Source organism: Paenibacillus solani, assembly GCF_001277345.1.
Classification (GTDB): Bacteria; Bacillota; Bacilli; order Paenibacillales; family Paenibacillaceae; genus Paenibacillus_AQ; species Paenibacillus_AQ solani.
The window spans coordinates 1-20,262 of sequence record NZ_LIUT01000006.1; the positions used below are offsets into that span (position 1 = coordinate 1).

The window sequence follows — 20,262 nt, forward strand, 5'->3', positions numbered from 1 at the left end:
CTGGGAAGAATAGATGAACAGGTTAAAATCCGAGGATATCGGATCGAGTTGCATGAGATCGAGAGCGTTCTAAGGAATCAGCCGGGGATATCTGATGTAGCCGTTGTTGCATTGGAAGTAGGCGGTGACAAAAGTATATGTGCCTACCTGATCCCGACAAATCAAGAGCAGCNTAAACATGATTTGAGAGACAAATTGCCCGAGTATATGTTACCTAGCTTTATGATGCAGATCGATGCATTGCCACTGACTCCAAATGGGAAGCTGGATGCAAAGGCACTGCCAGAACCCCATGCACTAGCGGGACAGGAATATAGGCCACCAAGAACTACAGCAGAGAAAGTCATTACGGACGTATTTGAAGAAATCTTAGGAATATCTCCAATCGGAATAGAGGACAGTTTCTTTGAACTTGGTGGAGATTCTATTAAAGCGATTAAGGCAGTTTCGAGGTTACGGGACAAGGGCTATAAGCTTTCTTTTGCAGCATTAATGTATCAGCAGACACCAAGAAAAATTGGGGAAAATATTCAAAAAGGAGAAGTAAGTCAAGCATACGAACAGGGAGAAATCAATGGGGAAAGTCCATTAACTCCTATACAACTAGAATTTTTCAATAAGTATCACGTAGTACCCAATCATTTTAATCAGGCCTTAATGTTAAGAAGTGATGAGCCGTTTGATATACCTAGTTTAAAGACAGCAATTACTGAAATCATTAAACATCATGACGTTTTAAGAAATGTATATGATGGACAACGTCAAATCACGCTGTCTACAGAGGAAAGCAAGCTATATGATTGGTATGAAAAAGATTATACAAACGTGCAAGATGTATCGAAAGAGATAGAGTATGCCAGCGATAAATTACAGGCAAGCATAGACCTGGCCAAAGGACCTCTGGTAAAAATAGGGCTGTTCCATTCAGACAGTGGAGATCATTTACTCATTTGTGTACATCATCTGGTCATAGACGGTGTATCCTGGAGAATTCTGCTGGAGGATTTATTTAGTGGATATCGACAAATCCAAGAGACAGGTAAAATCACGCTGCCAATGAAAACGGCTTCGTACAAGGAATGGGCAGACGCTTTAACACAATATGCTAAGAGTGAGGTGCTTTCAAACGAAATAGCATACTGGAAAAATATATCAGATAAATCAAATAGTACGGAGACATTCAAGAGTACACAAACAGCAAGTGGTCAATATAAAAATAAAGTAGTGAAAGTGGACTCTGAAACGACGAAGAAGTTGTTACTTGAAGCTGGAAAGACATATAAAACAGAAATAAACGACTTGTTACTGGCATCGCTGACCCTTGCGGTAAAAGAATGGAGAAACTCTAAGTACCTAACCATAGAAATGGAGGGTCACGGTAGAGAGACAATAGATAGAGAGATTGTCATTGATCGTACAGTTGGTTGGTTTACAAGTGTATATCCTATTATTTTGGAGACAAAGGATACGGTTGAAGAAAGCATTTTGGAGACAAAACAAACATTGAGACAGGTCCCTAATCATGGAATGGGATATGGAGTTTTGAGATATCTTGGTGAGCATAGTGGACTTGAGATGAGCGCAGCAATAACATTCAATTATCTTGGAGAATTGGATAACGAGCTAGACAGAATTAAAGGAATATCCATGTCGGAAATGCCATTAGGAAGAAGTATGTCAGAAGAGAATTCATCAGGAATGGGATTGTCTCTAAATGGGGCTGTTTTAAATGGGCAACTTGAATTTGACATCATATATGATACTGGATTGTATACGGACGAAGATGCTCAAACATTGGTGTTGGCATATGACAGAGCAATTAAGGACGTTGTCGAAACGTGTTTAACCAGAAAAGGAACAGTGAAAATGCCAGTAGATATAACATTTATTGGTGATAACCGTGACGGCGATCTAAAGTGTTTGATACAAGAACAGTTGAATTATTATGGAGATAACTATATTAAAACACGTCCTACTTTAGAATGTCCTGTATTGACAGGACATGAGGATTTCTTGCGACCAGATACAGAAATTATTACTGACATCATAAGAATAGAAGGAACAGCAGAGAATGCTTCTTCGTCAGTCAGAGAAATCATTTCCAGGCATGGCGCATTAAGAACAAAATTAAATCAAAAAATGACCTGTTTAGAAGAATACGATTATTCAGATGAATGGGAAATTCCAGTAGTGAAAGGGAACTTGGCATTATCTGCAGAACAATTTAAGAAAATTGTGAATGAAATGAGTTTTCTAACTGATGATAAGCTGTTATCTAGATTTTTAATCGTAGAAATAGATGCAGATCATTGCTTAGTCCTTAGTGCAATTCATCATTTAATATGGGATGGAGTCTCACAAGATTTGTTTAAGGTTATGCTTCTTGAAACTTTGAACAACAGACTTAACACTCCCAATAACTATTCTTTCATAGAATATTGCAAAATGATTAAAATGAAAGTTGATGAACTGGAAATTTCTAATGATCAAGAGTCTAACATGGAAGAGTATATTGAAGTTGCTAAAAAAACAGCTGATTTAGTCTCTCGACGAGACACGAAGAGGTCTACAGAAATTCATGTAAAACTAAATGAGTTACAATATCAAAAATTTAGCGAACAACCCATTCATACAGCAGCAGAATTTATATCAAAGCTTATGTATAGTGACGTACCTGAAGAATTAAATAACATACCTGTTTCTGTGTTGACACATAACAGAGATGAATTTAATAAGGGAATGTTGGGGCTAACTTTAAATTTAGATTATTCAATTTATGATAGGAAAAGTAAAATGCAAACACCGCTTTTATCAGCATCAGAAAAATCGAGTATTAATCAATCTGCCATTACAGAAAAGTTGTTTCTTATCGCACAAAAGTACGGTTTTAATGAAATGTCCAATCGCATCCCAATCCTTAATTATCAGGGAGTCCTTGATAAGTTTGCAAGTAGAGATGATATATCTTCAGAGAAGATGTTTTTACAAGCACAGATTATAGAGTCTGAAGATTTTGGAGTTAGCATGCACTTCTACATTCACAATAGTACTCTAATTGCTCGCATTACAGGCATTACAATTGAAGAAGAGCTCATTCATGATGTCATGAAGAATATTTAATGTTGTATCTTACCCCTAAAACCACCTGCTATGCAGGTGGAGGGGTCATAAAAGGACACATGATCCAGCAATAAACAATTGAGTGTAAATTAGATATGCTCTAAATGAAATCAGAAACAAGAAGAGGGCTTATAGTATGAACGAAAATATTTCAAAAAGTATATACCAAAAGAATATAGGCTTACTAATTTTGTCCTGCTTACTTGGTATCTTGACCTCTATTCTGTTTATTGCACTGGCGATTATACTACAAAGATTTATTGATTATTCTATTAACAAAGATATTGACAATATCGTTAAGTTAACTACTTTTTCAGTTATTTTATTGCCTTTAGGTGCAGTGGGAATGTATGTGGGGTACGCTGTTAAAAATTTATATACAAAAAAGGCATCGTTAAACCTGAAAAATACCCTAGTTGAAAACATTTTACGGTTAGATATGAGAAGTTTCAATAAGGAGAGTAATGGAACTTACATATCACGATTGTCAAATGATATAACGATAATTCAAAACGATTATATAAAAGGAACCGTGGAAATATTTGTTCAGCTAGCTATGCTTGTAGGCGGAGTGCTTGCGATGTTTATCATTAATTCATTCCTTGCATTGAGTATATTACTCACTTGCATCATTCCACTTGCCGTTTCGAGTATATTTAATAATCGTATGCAAAAAGCACAAGGCGAAGTGGCTGAGCAAAATAAAAGTTATGTATCCTTTATTAAAGATATATTGTCTGGAAATCAGGTTGTTAAGAGCTTTAACATCGAAAAAGAGATTTTTGAAAGGGCAAAGGCTAAGGCGAACAAGCAGGAAAAAGTAAAAATGGTATACGAAAATCTGCTGTCACTCATTATGTCACTTACTGATATTTCAACATTTCTTGTTGCTGTAGTCATATTTATTGTGGGAACTCAGCAGCTCATGAAAGGACAAATTACAGTAGGGGAGATTATGGCTTTTATTCAATTGTTAAATTGCGTAACAGTTCCCATCAATAGACTCATAACTGGTTTTACTAAAAGGCAGGCCAGTCGGGCGTTATTAATGAATTTCAATAAAATAGGAGAGGCAAAAACGGATCAAACTCAAAGAGTTGATATTCCTAAATTCAGTAATAAAGTTTCTTTGGATGGGCTTTCGTTAAGCGTAGATGGGAAAAAAATTTTGGGTGATATTAATTTTGAATTTGAATATGGAAAGTCTTACGCAATTGTAGGAACAAGCGGGAGTGGAAAGACAACCTTATTAAAGATGTTGACTGGGTTTTATGATGGGTATGAAGGAAATATCAGGTATGACGGGGTTGAGCTTGAGAAAATAAGTGATCAGTCCATTTACCAAAACGTTAGTTTTATTCATCAGGACTGTTTTATCTTTGATGATACGATTGAACAAAATATTAAATTGTTTCGTGAATGTGATACAGATGAGTTTGAGCAAGTAATAAAGAAGAGTATGTTACAGAAATTGATTCATGACAGAGGCGGCTTTGATGTATTATGTGGAGAAAATGGAATCCATTTTTCAGGTGGGGAAAAACAGAGAATTTCTATAGCAAGAGCACTCCTGAGAAAATCACCTATATTACTTATGGACGAGGCGACTTCAGCGTTGGACAATCAAACAGCTAGTGACCTTGAGTGTATGTTAAGTGAAATGCAGGGCATTACGAGAATTTCCATTACACATAGGCTGGATGAATCAATTCTTAGTGAATATGATGAAATTGTCTTATTGAATAATGGAAAAATTGAAGAACACGGGACGTATCATGAATTAATGGAAGCCAGACAAAGATTTTATGCATTGAGTATGTTGAGTAGACATAATAATGATCTTTTAATAGAGGTATAACTAGTCTTGTATTTTAAATCTTGTATAAGATGAAAGGGGTGTCGTACGGATGGAGCAAATAGCAGTTGTTGGGTGTGGCGGAATGATCGGTGAAGTCATCTGTAAGAACTTATGTGAAGACTTTATAGTTAAGGGCGGACAGCGGCGCGAACCTACAGCATTATTGAGCCTTAATAATTTCAACTACCACTTTTTGGATATTTTTGACTGGGAGAACTTGATTGCTTTCTGTACTGATTGTACGGTTGTCATTAATTGTGCAGGACCTGAATTTGTAATTAAAGATAGAGTTGCTCAGGCAGCTATGAAAGTAGGAGCAAAATATGTTGATGCTTCCAATGCTTTATTATTGAATCAGGAGCAAAAGCTGGAGCTTAAAGCTAATGGTGTAAATTACATAGGAGCTGGTTTTTGTCCTGGCATTACAGGGCTGCTATTAAAACGAGTGATAAATCATTTACTAGACGAAACGAAGTATGTGAATTGTTATATTGGTGGTGCGGAACATTACACGAAAACTTCTATCTCAGATATATTAATGAGTGGGCATAGTGTAATTGGAAAAACAGACTCTTATTGGAGCGATCATTGTGTTAAAACAGAAAATATAAATATGATGCAGAAAGAATTTGTACCTGAAGTGGATGTTCCTGTCTATAAGAAACCGTATTTAAGTCAAGAGATAATTGATATTCTAGAAGTTAGTTCGGTACAAGAACTTCACTGGTACAATATAGCAGCCGATGATTATATTTTTCGTTTGGCAATGCAATTTTATCAAATGCAACTTGAGTCTTCGGTTGAAGAAGCAATGAAAAAACTAGACATTAGTTTAGAGGAGCAACCTAAAGAGGAATGGATAGCTTTAGTCATTGATGCTACAGGAGTGAAAGATGGAAAGAATGTTAGGTGCAGATTGAATTTACAAATGGAAACGAGTTCAGAGTTAACGGGTACAGTGGCTGCTGAAATCGCCCGACAAGCTGTTTCAAGTAATAGACCTAATGGTACCTACTGGGCTTATGAAGTGCTTCCTATAGATTTTATGAATCAATATGTTTTTTCTAATAAACATGATTTGTATGAAGAAAAGTATGTTGAAATAAAGAAATAATATTACTATGTTACATTCCGTACATCCTATATTTATTGGATAGGAGGAGTACATTATGAATAAGCTTTTACTTAAGAGATTACCGTTGATCTCACTTGGAGTTATAGCTTATATACTGACAAATTACGCGCAGAACCATCAGGATTGGGCGGAAAAATACAGTAGGTCTGTATATCCGTTATTGTCAAAAACAGTAGGATTTGTACCTTCTTGGGTCAAATTTTCTGTTAGTGAATGGCTCGTAGTGTTGGTTATGTTGCTTTTGCTATTTTATATCGTTTATTATGTGCGCAAGGTCATCATGAGTAAAGGTGCACGTAGGATGGTCGTTTATCGCGGCACTCTAGGAATAGCTGCGATCTGTAGCGTGATATATTTTTGTTATACTATTTTGGGTGGAATAAACTATCACAGATATTCTTTTTTGTCTCATACCGAATATAAAGAGGAGAACTACAGCAAGGAGGAACTGATCCAATTGAGTAAGTCCCTTGCCGTTGAAATGGAATTGGCAAGGGAAAAGTTAGCGGATACTGATCTTTTGGCTCATGTGCCGGATGTTTTTGATTATTATGCACAACACGCAGTGTTCTCGATGCAAATGTTATCGAAGAAATATCCTGTTTTGGAGCATTCATATTCAAGACCAAAACCAGTGGTAATGTCAAAACTAATGTCGCATGCAGGGATACATGGTATTTTTGTCCCTTTTACTTATGAATCCAATATCAATGTGAATGTGCCAGTTTTCTTGGCGCCTGCTACTATGGCGCATGAACTGGCACATCAGAGTGGTTTCATGCATGAGGATGAGGCAAATTTTATAGCTTATCTGGCATGTAAGCAGCAGGATGATCCAATGATACTTTATAGTGGTTTATTTCTGGCATTTGATTATTCTATGTCTGAGCTGAGGAAGGTTGATCCGAATAAGGCGTCTGATATAATGTCCAGCCTGTCCAAGGCGGTGCAGCATGATATAGAACGAAATGAGCAGCACCGGGATAAGTATGAGGGTGTTATTTCAAGTGTTTCAAGAAATGTAAATGACGTATATCTGAAGGCGAATAATCAGACAGACGGTTTGAATAGCTATAGTGATATGGTAAATTTATTGCTGGCAGAGCAGCGAGGGACAGAGAAGTATAATTAAATAAAGTATAGGTAGTATTAGGAGTGAGTGAAATAAATAAAATAAAAGTATTTCCTATTCCATATGCTGGAGCATCGGTAAATGTATTTTATGAATGGAAAAAACTACTGCCGGATAGATATGAATTGTTTATGAGTGAATTGGCCGGGAGAGGGACTCGATTCAGAGAGCCTTGCTACCAGTCTGTTGGTGAAGCAAGTGAAGATATCGCAAAAAGAATAAGTGAACAATTAGAATATGACGATGAATATGTTATATTTGGGCACAGTATGGGAGCCTTATTGACTTATGAGATATATTATAAACTTAAGCAAATGGGCACTAAGGAACCAAGGCATCTGTTTTTTTCTGGGCGAAATGCTCCACATGTTTTTGAAGAGAGAGAAGACATTGAAAGTATGACTAATGAAGTTTTCTTGCAAAAGGTAGAGCAATATGGGGGAATGCCAGAGGAGTTTTATATAAAAGAGATTATGGATATGTTTCTTCCGATTTTGCGAGCAGATTTTATAATTTTGGACAATTATAAGTTTCAGCCCAAAGCAGAAAAAATAAGTTGTGGAGTAAGCGTTTTTTATGCGGATAATGATTTTTCGACTCATATCAAAGAAATGCATAAATGGAGCGAAGTGGTTGAAGGGAATGTGAAATTTCATGAATTTAAAGGAGAACACTTCTTTTTGAATCAGTATCCTAATGATATTGTAAATACTATTGTTAAAGATACAGAGACTCAAAATATTTATTGTAATATGGTTGATGATATGTAAAATAGTTAGTACTGTTCTAGCTTGAACGTTCCCCTCGCCTCCATTGTTAAAACCCAGTCCCATTTTAGACCTTACTTCCCATTTGGAGGCGTATCAGCCTTTGAGTTTGTAATCATCATGATCAGGTTCAATCCTTCATCGGTATTTGCATACGTAATTTCTACTGCATCAAATTTACCATTGGTATCTAAAATCCTTACTGATTTTTGAGTAAATTGGAGAGGAACTGACGGTTGTTTGATTTCAAACGGGATCTTAGCTTCCGCCTCTTCAATTGAAATTTCAACTGGAGGATTTAGATCCGTCGCGACATATTACAATCCTAACAACAATGAGCGCAAAATTTACTGATATTGTACTTGAAACCCAAAAAAGAGGGGGGGTTCTCCTCTTTTCCAGGCGATCCACCTGGATCGCCTGAAAACGGGGGTAATCTCCCCCCTTAAATTCTATTTTTGAATTAACTCAAATGCGAGAAACCCTGTGCCTTTGAAAAAGTACAGGGTTTCTCGACAATCTGAAGCGACCAATATGGTCGCTTTTTTGCATATTATCACTTTTAGCTTCAGTCTGAACTCAACATGTTCTTCGTAAAAGGGTTTCTCTCTCATTAATTGGGTAGAGGGGCAGCCCCCCTCTACCCAATTTGTTTATTCGGATGTGTATCGCCATGGCTGAAATTAAGGCTGAACACTCCATAAAGCAGGTACATTCGCAGGTTCCCAACCAGCAAGCGATGTATGTGGTTGTATGCATTTATATACTTTTCCGTTATAGGTAACTAAATCGTCTTTGACATACGCCTTATTAGCTACCCAAGCCGCAGGTGTTGGAGTAGAGACATCCGTTGTCACGGTTAGTGCATTGCTGGCAGCCGAAACGTTGCCAGCGGCGTCTTTGGCTTTGACTGTAAAGGTATAAGCCGTGCTAGGCGTTAGGTTATTAATGACGGCAGTAAGCGTCGTGCCGTTTACGGAAGCGGCAAGTGTGGAGCCGTTATAAACATCGTAGCCTGTTACGTCAACGTTATCTGTGGAAGCTCCCCAAGCAAGTGTGACGCTCGTTTGAGTTTTTGCAGTAGAAGTTAGATTTGCAGGAGCTGTAGGAGGAACGTTATCCACTGAAGATGCTGTATCGGTCGTGACTGTCACAGCATTGCTGGCAGTTGAAACGTTGCCAGCGGCGTCTTTGGCTTTGACTGTAAAGGTATAAGCGGTGCCAGGTGTTAGGTTATTAATGACCGCAGTAAGCGTCGTGCCGTTTACGGAAGCAGCAAGCGTGGAGCCGTTATAAACATCGTAGCCTGTTACACCAATGTTATCGGTGGAAGCTCCCCAAGCAAGGGTGACGCTCGTTTGAGTTTTTGCGGTAGAAGTCAGATTTGAAGGAGCGGTAGGTGGAGTGGTATCCACTGAAGGTGCTGCATCGGTTGTGACTGTTACAGCATTACTGGCAGTCGAAACGTTGCCAGCGGCGTCTTTGGCTTTGACTGTAAAGGTATAAGCCGTGCCAGGCGTTAGGTTATTAATAACAGCAGTAAGCGTTGTGCCGTTTACAGAAGCGGCAAGCGTGGAGCCGTTATAAACATCGTAGCCTGTTACGCCAACATTATCTGTGGAAGCTCCCCAAGCAAGTGTGACGCTCGTTTGGGTTTTTGCGGTAGAAGTCAGATTTGCAGGAGCCGTAGGAGGAGTTGTATCAGGTGCTGTTGGTGTCGTAGTCACGGTGTTGCTGGCAGCTGATACATTACCGGCAGCGTCTTTGGCTTTCACATAGAAGGATACAGCACTGCCTCCTGAAAGTCCTGTTGCTGTATAAGCCGTTGTTGTGGAGCTTCCGATTAAATTCGAACCTTGATAGATATCATAACCTGTTACGCCGATGTTATCGGTAGACGCAGTCCAGGTTAAAGCTGCGGACGTTGCGGTTTGTGAAGAAATCGTGAGATTCGTAGGTGCGCTCGGTGGTTGCGTATCTGCAGGCGGGGCGGATTGAAGCTGCCATAATGTTGGAGCGGCTGAAGGCTCCCAGCCTTGGATGGAAGTGTGGGCATACGTACATTTGTAGAGGTTGCCATTGTAAGTGACATAATCTCCGATGGCATACGCTGTACTGAGCTTCCATGCAGGGAAAACAGGATCAGTAGGCGTTGTGACATAGATAGTGTTACTAGCTGCAGAAGAGTTGCCGGACAAATCTTTGGCCTTAACATAGAAGTTGTAAGTTGTTCCCGCTGAAAGTCCAGTGATAGTTTCCGTTATGTTTTCTGTCGTTTTGACAAGCGTACCATTCTGATAAATATCGTAGCCGGCGATATCGTCGTTATCGGTTGAAGCGCCCCAGCTGAGTTTTACCGTCGTTTTTGTTTTGGCTGAGGCAGCGAGATTGGTCGGCGTGGTTGGAGGTTGATTATCGATGATTGGCGGTGAAGTGGTAACAGAAAGGGCATTGCTGGCAGCAGAAGATTTGCCCGCTGCATCTCTGGCTTTCACCGTAAAGATATAGGTTGTGTTGCCTGTCAGCCCCTTGATGAGTGCGGTTGTTGTGGCTCCGTCAACAGACTGAACAAGCGTACCGTTACGATAAATATCATAAGCCATGACACCTACATTATCCGTAGAAGCACTCCAGCTTAATGTCACTTTTTTATCGCCATGACCTGTTTCGACCAAATTTGTTGGCGCTGTTGGTGCAACCGTATCGGCAGGCGGAGTGGCTTGACTCAGGTCGGCAGCAACTTTATCCAACAGCTTAGGCCCTGTACAGTTGAATTTTGGACTTGTGCGGCAATCGGAGCTGAATTCCCAGAACATGGCGCCACCGAGGTTATTGTTCTTGATGTATTCGGTTTTATAACCGATGGATTCCGTATCATCATAAGAGATAAAGATTTTTGTTGTTGGATTGTAGAGATAAGGAACTTTGGCGATGCTGTTGTAATAACGAGTATATCCGTTTTTATTGACATAGTTGGCGGCAATATCCCCGTAATCGAACACCCCGGTATTTCCGGTTTTGGAATCATCCCAAGTTCCATTTGGTGCCCATTTGAACACAGAACTGTTATCTGCTGCACATGTCTGGTATTGACCGTCGTTATTGGGTCCTGGAGGACAGTTTTTCCAACTGCGACCCATGAACTCTAAGCCGAGAACAATTTTGTTCAAAGGTACGCCAGCATTTTTATAAGCTTTGATCGCACCGTCCACGAAGAAGTTGTTGTTGTAATATGGATCGTTAGGATCGCCATAAAGACCCGTGTTATGACTAGTCGTATCTTCAAAGGAACCGCCGTGGAAGTCATAAGCCATAATATTAATCCAATCGACGATTTGAGCAATTTTATTAAGTTCTGTGTTATCGACGAATTTCTGACTGGCTCCGGAAGCGATGGTGAGGAGGTAGTGCTTGCCATCCTCTGCTCCTGCTGCATCCAACTGATTACGAGTTTCTTGAAGGAGCAAGGTGTAGTTTTGTTTGTCCTCCGGACGGTAGCTATTACCTTGGATAGCTTCGACATTCGGATATTCCCAATCGAGATCAACCCCATCAAACCCATAGGCTCGAAGTGCATCGACGGCGGACTTAGCGAAGTTTTTCCGAGTTTGGTCAGATGCCGCCGTATCAGAGAAGCGATTTGACCATGTCCAGCCTCCGACAGATAGAATGGTTTTCAAATGAGGATTTTGTGCCTGCAGATTCCGTAAGGCTCCAAAATTACCGCAAGCCGCATCGGCCCAGCAGCCGGTTGTTGGACCACCGGGTGTCGGACGCAAGGCATCGGCATCAGGATCGCCAAGTACGATACTGCCATTTGGGACATTACCGGATTGAAGTGGAATGCCTGTTGTTGTACAAGGCCAAGTTTGTTTGTTCGGGTTGTCTATCGCTGTGGAACCATTCCCGTGTTTACCCTCCCAACAAATATCCGCAAACGCATAGTTGATGTGCGTGACTTTGGAAGCGTCAATATTCGAAACGTTGTAGCTGCGTCCGTAGATTCCCCAGGAGGGGAAATACCCTACGATTTTGTACTCTCCGTTCGGATTGGCTGCGCTTACATTTTGTACACCAATGCCAGAAACGACCGGTAAGAAGATAAGTAACAAGCAGATCCAAACCAAACCGACGGTCTTCCTTAATACCTTGCCGTGAACCATAAATTCTCCTCCTTTTTTTGTGCAGCTGGTAACCATTTCTGTGCCCGTTATTTTGAATGTCGAGCAGGCACGCTTTAGATGAATGATACCGCTAATTTAAAGCCTCACCTCCTTTCAATTGGTAAGCAGTAATGTGATAGTAGGGGGATGATAGAACGGCAGTCCTGTTATCCGAATCAGCTCAATCGACGTTAAGGAAGCTGATCCAGTATGGCTAAGAGACTGAACGAGAAAACGATTAATAATCGCAAAAAGAAGCATGTGTTGGCATTAAGGTGGGACACTCGCTCGCATGAATACATACATTCTGAAACCATTTTATTGTGCATAAGAGAAGCCGCGGCGGCTGTAAGGAGTGGAAAGAGCAGGTTGAAGGTTGAATGATGCTTCTATCAAAGCTATGTAATAGCTCAAAAATAGGGGCGCACTTGGAGTAAACAAAATGAGGTAGACATAACTCTGTATAAAGGAACCTGGTCGTTTTTAAGCAGGTGCAGTGGTATGATAGGACGTATTCGTTACGTAATTGGAGTATAAGCGGATAAGGAGTAGGTTGAAGATTTGATTTAGTAAGAAGCTTTTATATGGCTCAAGGAGTAAAATAGTACGAAGAATGAATTAGATGATGATCATCGCGTTATCAATTTTTATTAAAAAGCTCTATTGGCATTTGAAAGATTTGAATAGCTATGTTTCATTCTATAAGGGAGAGGGGATTAATCGGTTGATACTTCTCTAATTTACCATTAGTTTCCTTTTATTGATATAGCAAAGAATGTCGAACTACAACGATTACACTAAAAATACATGTGAATTTTTACATATCTGTTGCTGAGACAGCGGTAAATGAGTGAAGTGAAGCCACGTTGACTACGCAGTAGTGACTAAACTGAGCTCCCAAAAATAACTTCAATATCACATGAAAGCGGGTTGTGGATGTACCAGGTCATGGCTCAATGCAAACCCGCCCATTCATTTTGCCGCAATTCCCCACATGCCGACATTTCATAATGTAAAATCTTCATATATAATTGAACTGTCTAAGTTGAACTGAAGTAATGTCATGCTGTCAACAGCGGTCGGAAGTTAAGTCCTTCGTTTGTGACTCTCCAGGCTCATCCGTAAATCTTTAGATAACTAAACTATAATTAAATGAGGGAAGCGAATGAATTTTTTGCGGGAGTTTTTTGCTAACAATATAGTAAGAAGAATTCTATTCCTCTTACTTGTCGTTTTATTGCTGTATAGCTTAAGAAACATGCTCAATTTGCTGTTATTACTGTTTCTTGTTACCTTCGTCATGGGACGCCTAGAGCAATTTATTACGAAAAAAATATCTAAGCTGTTTCCTATATCGCCTATTGTCGTTAATACGATATTGTATGCGGCTTTAATATTCGGGCTTGTATACGGAATTGTCAATTACGTTCCGAAGCTCATTAATCAAATTTCTGATTTATATTTTTCCATTATCAAATTCTTGAATACACCTCAGTCGGATGAAATTGCTGAGCTTGTCTCCTCCGCGCTTGGTAAGCTGGAATTAGAGCAGTACGGAAGCCAGGCACTAAATTATATTCTGAAGATAGGCAAATGGGCCGAGGTTATCATTTTTGTTATTGTATTGAGCTACTTCTACTTAATCCAGAAGAAAACAGTCAATGACTTTACAGAAAAGTTGAGCAAAAGCAAAATAAGCTGGGCTTACAATGAGTTTAAATATTTTGGCCAAAAATTCACCTCTTCCTTCGGTAAAGTGATCGAGGTGCAACTGATGATCGCTTTGTTGAACACGATTCTAACGACGATCGGGTTGTCGATTTTGGGCTACCCTTACTTGTTCGCTCTAACGATTATGGTATTTTTACTAAGTCTTGTGCCGGTAGTCGGTGTTGTTATTTCCTTCATTCCGATCAGTATTATCGGTTACCAAATTGGCGGTATCTCAACCGTCATTTGGGCGATTGTCATGATCTTGATCATCCATGCAGTGGAGACATACTTCTTAAATCCGAAGCTGTATGCTCACAAAACGAAGCTCCCGATGTTCTACACCTTTATTGTTCTTATTTTCTCCCAACACTTCATGGGGACTTGGGGGCTTATTATCGGGATTCCGATCTTTATGTTCCTGCTTGATATTTTCGAGGTCGATCAGAATAACGCGGTATCATCAACAAATGGAGCTGCACAGCTTCCAGCAGAAAGCGTAAGTCCTCGGAATAATCAACAGCCATAAAAAGAGAAGACAGGGATGATCATTCAACTTCCCTCGCCTCCATACAAAAGCAAAATCCACAACCGCCTGAGGTTGTGGATTTTGCCTTTTTACGGCACTTGCAGCTTTAAGATAAACCATGCATGTTCACAATGAACTCGGAAAGCAGTTGACGCAGACTTCTTCTGCATGAGCCACAAACGTGTTTGTTGTGGGAATGGTGATTTAAAACTATATCCTTTTATACAGATACAGAGTCCTGTCTTATTGTATGATAGTGACCCATAAAGCCTTATATATAGGCTTTTCTATAAAAAAGGAGCGGGGTTCATCATGAGGATTTCTACCTGGATTAAAGCGATGAGCGGAGTGTTTATTTTACTAATCGTTCTAAACGGAATTAGTGTCTATTCCCTTCATAAGAGCGTAGCGCAAGAACGTGAAGCAGTAAAAATGCAAGCAGAATTCAAGCAATTAGGTTTTGATTTAGCCAACTCCTCGGATTATTTGAGTGATGAAGTAAGAGCTTATGTGCAGTTCGGAGAAAAAGTCCACTATGACAACTATTGGAAGGAAGTAAACGAGACCAAAACGAGAGATCATGTAGTGAAGAGTTTAGCTGCATTGGGCGCGCCTGAAGAAGAGCTGGATCTTATAGAAGAGTCAAAACAAATTTCGGAGGCCCTTGTTGAGATAGAAAATGCGGCACTAAAAGCTGCAGAGGACAAAGACTTTACCAGAGCTCGGGAACTTATGTATGGCAGCGAATACGATACAATTAAAGAGACTATTATGGAGCCACTGCATCAGTTTCAGGATAAGATGAAGGCCAGAACGGAAAATGAAGCAAACACGGCAAAGGAAAAAGCGAGCCTGATGCTTACAGAAACGATTCTTCTGCTTGTCATTACATTCGGGGCATTACTTGTGATTTTTGCTGTTATTTTCATTAAGTTGAAGCCGCTTAAGTTAGTCAATGAAAAGATCGCCGAAATTGCACAGAGCGGGGGCGATCTTACCGGACGACTGGATTACACCGGCAAGGATGAAATAGGAGAAATCTCAAGATCTTTAAATGCCATGTTCGAGACCCTGCAATCCATTATTAAAGATGTTCGTAACGCCTCCCACATTGTATTGAACTCATCAAGTAAATTGGTTGAAAATACAAAAGAAACTGCAAGCGCGACAGAGGAAATCACGAGACAGGGGGTCAGTATTGAGCAAGGGGCAACCACCTCAGTACAGAGCACACTTGACGCTTCGGATGCAATCAATGAAATGTCTATTGGTGTTCAGCGTATCGCTGTATCTGCGGAGGAACTTGCCACGGTTGCAACCGAGACGGAGCAAGAGGCAACAAGCGGTGTGAACTTCATACAGCAAGTTAGCAAGCAGATGTCCCAAATTAGCGAATCTGTAGAGTCTACAGTAGAAATCGTATCCAATTTGCGGGAGCGCACTTCTCATATTGAGCAAGTTGTTAATGCCATTACGGAAATTTCGAATCAAACGAATCTGCTCTCGTTAAATGCATCCATTGAAGCGGCAAGAGCGGGAGAGCATGGAAGAGGATTCTCTGTAGTAGCAAGCGAAATCCGAAAATTGGCAGAGCATTCATCGGCTTCAGCAGGACGGATATTCGGATTGCTGCAAGATATTTCGAAAGACTCACAAGAAACAGAACATGCGATGCAGCAAGTGACAAGTGAGGTGTTGATGGGGCAAAAGAAGATGGCAGATGCCATTGAATCGTTTGGGAACATATTGAAATCCACTCAGAAAGTAGCCTGGAAAGTTCAGGAGGTTTCTGCTGTTAGCGAACAAATGGCGGCAGGCTCTGAAGAAATTGCAGCATCTGTTTCTGAAATGGCCACTATAGCTGAAGATTCGCTTACAGGAGTTAAAGCAGTGAACGATATGACGGCGAAGCAGAGCTCTTTAGTTCAAGAGGTTGCTTCAGTTACGGATTTGATTAGCACAAATTCTCGAAGCTTGGAAGCACTCGTTATGAAATTTAAAGTCTAAAAGGAATCGAACGTGATTCAACTGTATGTACGTTATGCTGAAGAAGGGCCTAAAGGTCCTTCTTTTTTTGCTTTCGGTCCTTTTTTCTGACATTTGTCATAACCGGCTTGTGACAACCCACACTAATTGAAGCTCGCGCTTTTTCAATATAATAAAGACATCAAGTAACGAGAGAAGAAATTAGTGGAGGTTAGTACAAAATGACAAAGGCCATTGAATGCATAAATCTAGTAAAGAAATTCGGCGATTACTGCGCCGTTGATCATATGAATCTATCATTTGAGCAAGGTCAAATAACAGCATTGCTCGGACCGAATGGGGCAGGCAAGACAACAACCATTTCCATGATCCTTGGAATGATCAAGCCAACATCAGGAGAAGTCAGGGTCTTGGGAATGCCGTCTGGAACAAAAGAATTACGGCAGCGCGTTGGAGCGCTTTTGCAGGATGTTAAAGCAGCAGATGGACTTACGGTCAAAGAAGTGCTTCAATTGTTCCGCAATTATTATCGTAATCCGATGTCGCTAGAGCGATTGTTAGATATTTCGGGTCTCCATGGGGATGTGAAGCGGCGCGCATCCACGCTGTCCGGAGGACAACGCCGCAGATTAGCTTTCGCCCAAAGCTTGGCGGGAAATCCAGAGCTTCTCCTGCTTGATGAACCAACCGTCGGAATGGATATCGAGGCTCGTGGCCGCTTCTGGGACACCATCCAAGCACTGGCAAGTGACGGACGAACGGTACTCCTAACTACACATCATTTAGAGGAAGCTGATGCTGTCGCAGATCACATCGCGGTAATCGCCCGTGGACAGGTTGTTGCGGAAGGGACTCCAGAACGTTTAAAGGCTCAAACAGCACTTAGAACCGTTTCATTTCGAGCGGCGAACGCGCCAGCTGAGCAGGAATGGCTCACATTACCTGGTGTAGAAAAGGCAGAATGCAACGGCGAGCGAATTCGTCTGTATGCTCAAGAGACCGATGTATTGTTATTTACACTGATGCAGTCTGAATGGGGAATTTCCGATATTGATATACAATCTGCCAGTTTAGAAGATACATTCCGAAGTCTTACAGGCTCAAATAAACAAGCGATTATACGATAATAAACATTTTTAGGAGGAAAATAGCCATGTTACATATGTTTGTTGCCCAGACCAAAGCAGAAAGTATACGAATTATCCGTAGTCCATTCTTCTTACTCTTCTCCATTGCGATGCCGCTTGCTTTCTACTTTTTATTTGCAAGTATGAATGGGGTAGATAAATCGATTAAATCAACAACTTGGGGTGTCTTTTCATTGATGTCGATGACTGCATTCAGTTTGATTGGTACAGCCGTATCTCAATTCGGTATCCGTCTATCGTTCGAGCATCAAGATGGGTGGGTACGCCTGTTGAAGCTAACTCCACTATCTCCTGCAGTCTGGATTGGCAGCAAAATTGTATCGCAAATGGCTGTTCACTTGATCGTCATTGTAGTTATATTTTTATCTGCTGGCCTTGTTCATGATATACAATTGACAGCCGGGCAATGGATTTTATGCGGATTATGGTTATGGATTGGGAGCATATCGTTTCTGGCGCTTGGTGCATTGTTAGGAACGCTTAAAAACGCGAATACCTCCGTTGCCATCGGAAATGTATTACAGATGGGGCTTGCAATTGTGGGGGGGCTTTGGATGCCGCTTAGTACTTTGCCAAGTTGGATGGGCTCGGTCGGGGAATGGCTTCCATCTCACCGTTACGCCAATGGGGCATGGAATATGATCGCTGGACAAAATCCAGCAAGTATTGATTTCATAATTTTGACAGGATGCGGTCTCCTCTTTATGCTACTATCAATCTATATATATAATCGACGGGATGCGGTCTAATTGAATAGAGAAAAGTGGCGTCTCTTTCCAAAATCGGAAGGAGTCGCTCCTTATATTTTGTTAACAAATTTAATGATACCCATGTACTTTTTACTCTATGAGCCATCAAGTATACAGTGGCTTGGCTTTGTTCTGTTAGGCATATTCGTTCTATCGTTTCGACAATCCTACTTTTATGCAAAGTGGGCCACACCAATATTGATCGTTCAGTTGGGTATACTTCTAATTTTAGCAGCTGTATTTCACCCTATGTATACGTTTATAGGTTTTATGATAGCTGCTCCGCTTAGTAAACAAAAGCTGCCGATATTACTCTCTATAACGATCGTTTTCACTGTAGCTATGGGATTTATCGCTGTTCCTTACTTGGAGAGGATGGGCAGCCTAGTATGGATAGGGATGGTGCCTATGTTTGGCATCTGTATTCTGCCGTATATTATTCGAACATCGACTCGATTTCAACAGAAGTCTGCGCGGCTGCGGGCAGAAACTGCTGAACGAATGGCACAGCAGGAGGAGCGCCAGCGGATCGCACGTGAATTACATGATACATTGGGGCATACGTTGTCATTAATCGCGCTAAAAGGGGAAGTCGTTGAGAAATTGGTCAATCGTCATCCCGAGAGAGCGATAGCAGAGGCTCGTGAAATACGAGAAACGGCACGCGCAGCCTTGAAACAAATGCGAGAATTGGTTACGGAGATGAAAGTTACATATCTCGCTGATGAATATAAGCATGCTGTATCGTTATGTTCAGCAGCGGGCATACCGCTTTTATTTCACTATCAATCGGTTTCAGATCCCAGACCTTCTAATGTAGGGACGGAAGACGCATTAGTGAACAATCCGCTTCCTTTAACACCCTTGCAGGAGACGATTTTGGCGATGTGTTTTCGCGAGACGATTACAAATGTGGTTCGACATAGCCGAGCAACAAGTTGCAACGTTCTTCTCGACATTCAGGAAGGGGAAGTTCGTGTATCTGTACGTGATGACGGTATTGGGGCAGATATGGATCAATTCTATACTAGCAGTAATGGCCTCGCCGGATTACGGCAACGGTTGGTTATGATCGACGGGCGTATGTCGCTGTCCTCATCCTCAGGCAAGGGGACGGAAGTCACCTTACATATACCTAGGGTAATACGAAATGAAAAGGTAGGTAGAGCTTAGATGATTCGTATTGTTTTGGCAGAAGATCAAAAGTTATTAAGGGGAGCACTGGCAACTTTACTCTCGTTAGAAGATGATATTGAAGTAGTCGGTCAAGCTGAAAATGGGGAAGAAGTGATGTCCATGATTCAGCAATATGAGCCAGATGTAGCTGTTCTGGATATTGAGATGCCACTAAAAACGGGGTTAGATATTGCGGAATTGGTTCAAAAAAATAAGTTAGCTGTTCGTGTCATCATCTTGACGACATTCGCGCGTCCTGGATATTTCCAGCGGGCTATGCAGGCAGGAGTTTATGGATATCTTCTTAAAGATACGGGCAGCGAGGAACTGGCTGATGCGATTCGTCGGGTCTATGATGGGAAACGTGTCATCAATTCAGAATTGTCGCTCGCGGTATGGGATGATCCATGTCCATTATCACCCAGGGAGCGTGAAGTCATGAAGTTGGCTGCCCAAGGCTTAGTTCTTCAAGATATTGGAGCACAGCTGTTTCTATCCTATGGAACGGTACGGAACTATATGTCAGAAGCGATTGGGAAGCTCGGGGCGAATACACGGATCGAGGCGATAGATATCGCACGTAGCAAGGGATGGTTGGATTAGAGAGAGCTCCGAGTTAATCTGTAGTGGTCAGTGAAATCTGGAATTGGCAGACCATTCCGCTGTTTCAACAGGGCAAATATTCGGATTGCTGCAAGATATAATGAAAGACTCTCAAGAAACAGAACATGCGATGTAGCAAGTGACGAGTGAGGTATTGATCTCAGCAATATGCGTCGGCGAATAGTG

The 20,262-nt window shown here is 41.0% G+C and carries 12 protein-coding genes and 1 pseudogene; 12 read left to right on the forward strand and 1 reads right to left on the reverse strand.

From position 1 onward, the window contains the following. Positions 1-48: 48 nt before the first annotated feature. From AM231_RS30565 to AM231_RS21435, 6 genes and pseudogenes are all read left to right on the forward strand, one after another. Positions 49-172, forward strand: a 124-nt coding sequence (locus AM231_RS30565; RefSeq protein ID WP_423212940.1) for a hypothetical protein, incomplete at its 3' end; no start/stop codon positions are given. A 1-nt stretch (position 173) separates the two neighbouring features. Further along, positions 174-3,120 (forward strand): annotated as a pseudogene (locus tag AM231_RS21415) (condensation domain-containing protein); the annotation flags it as partial. Positions 3,121-3,256: 136 nt separating this feature from the next. After that, a complete protein-coding gene (locus AM231_RS21420) occupies positions 3,257-4,978 on the forward strand; it encodes an ABC transporter ATP-binding protein (RefSeq protein ID WP_242615263.1) in 1,722 nt (573 codons plus the stop codon). A 49-nt stretch (positions 4,979-5,027) separates the two neighbouring features. Continuing rightward, positions 5,028-6,092, forward strand: a complete 1,065-nt coding sequence (locus tag AM231_RS21425) for a saccharopine dehydrogenase NADP-binding domain-containing protein (RefSeq protein ID WP_054404437.1) — start codon at positions 5,028-5,030, stop codon at positions 6,090-6,092. A gap of 85 nt (positions 6,093-6,177) precedes the next feature. Next, complete coding sequence (locus AM231_RS21430; RefSeq protein ID WP_054404880.1) at positions 6,178-7,245, forward strand: DUF3810 domain-containing protein; 1,068 nt, start codon at positions 6,178-6,180, stop codon at positions 7,243-7,245. Positions 7,246-7,268: 23 nt separating this feature from the next. After that, on the forward strand, positions 7,269-8,015 hold the full coding sequence (locus AM231_RS21435) for a thioesterase II family protein (protein ID WP_054404438.1): 747 nt from the start codon (positions 7,269-7,271) through the stop codon (positions 8,013-8,015). A 680-nt stretch (positions 8,016-8,695) separates the two neighbouring features. On the opposite strand, the gene AM231_RS30270 is transcribed toward AM231_RS21435, so the two are convergent. After that, positions 8,696-12,175 carry a glycosyl hydrolase family 18 protein gene (locus tag AM231_RS30270; protein WP_082341768.1) on the reverse strand — a complete coding sequence of 1,160 codons (3,480 nt, stop codon included), beginning with the start codon at positions 12,173-12,175 and terminating at the stop codon, positions 8,696-8,698. Positions 12,176-13,340: 1,165 nt separating this feature from the next. Between AM231_RS30270 and AM231_RS21445 the strand changes: the two genes are divergently transcribed. From AM231_RS21445 to AM231_RS21470, 6 genes are all read left to right on the forward strand, one after another. Then, entirely contained in the window at positions 13,341-14,414 is a 1,074-nt protein-coding gene (locus AM231_RS21445) for an AI-2E family transporter (RefSeq protein WP_054404439.1), read from the forward strand. A 312-nt stretch (positions 14,415-14,726) separates the two neighbouring features. Continuing rightward, positions 14,727-16,421, forward strand: coding sequence for a methyl-accepting chemotaxis protein (locus tag AM231_RS21450; RefSeq protein ID WP_054404440.1), 1,695 nt, complete (start codon positions 14,727-14,729; stop codon positions 16,419-16,421). Between the two features lie 200 nt (positions 16,422-16,621). Then, positions 16,622-17,527: an ABC transporter ATP-binding protein gene (locus AM231_RS21455; RefSeq protein ID WP_054404441.1), complete on the forward strand. Its 906-nt coding sequence runs from the start codon at positions 16,622-16,624 to the stop codon at positions 17,525-17,527. A gap of 26 nt (positions 17,528-17,553) precedes the next feature. Then, entirely contained in the window at positions 17,554-18,297 is a 744-nt protein-coding gene (locus AM231_RS21460) for an ABC transporter permease (protein WP_054404442.1), read from the forward strand. Continuing rightward, a complete protein-coding gene (locus AM231_RS21465) occupies positions 18,298-19,470 on the forward strand; it encodes a sensor histidine kinase (RefSeq protein ID WP_054404443.1) in 1,173 nt (390 codons plus the stop codon). Next, positions 19,471-20,076, forward strand: coding sequence for a response regulator transcription factor (locus AM231_RS21470; protein WP_054404444.1), 606 nt, complete (start codon positions 19,471-19,473; stop codon positions 20,074-20,076). The last annotated feature ends 186 nt before the right edge of the window (positions 20,077-20,262 follow it).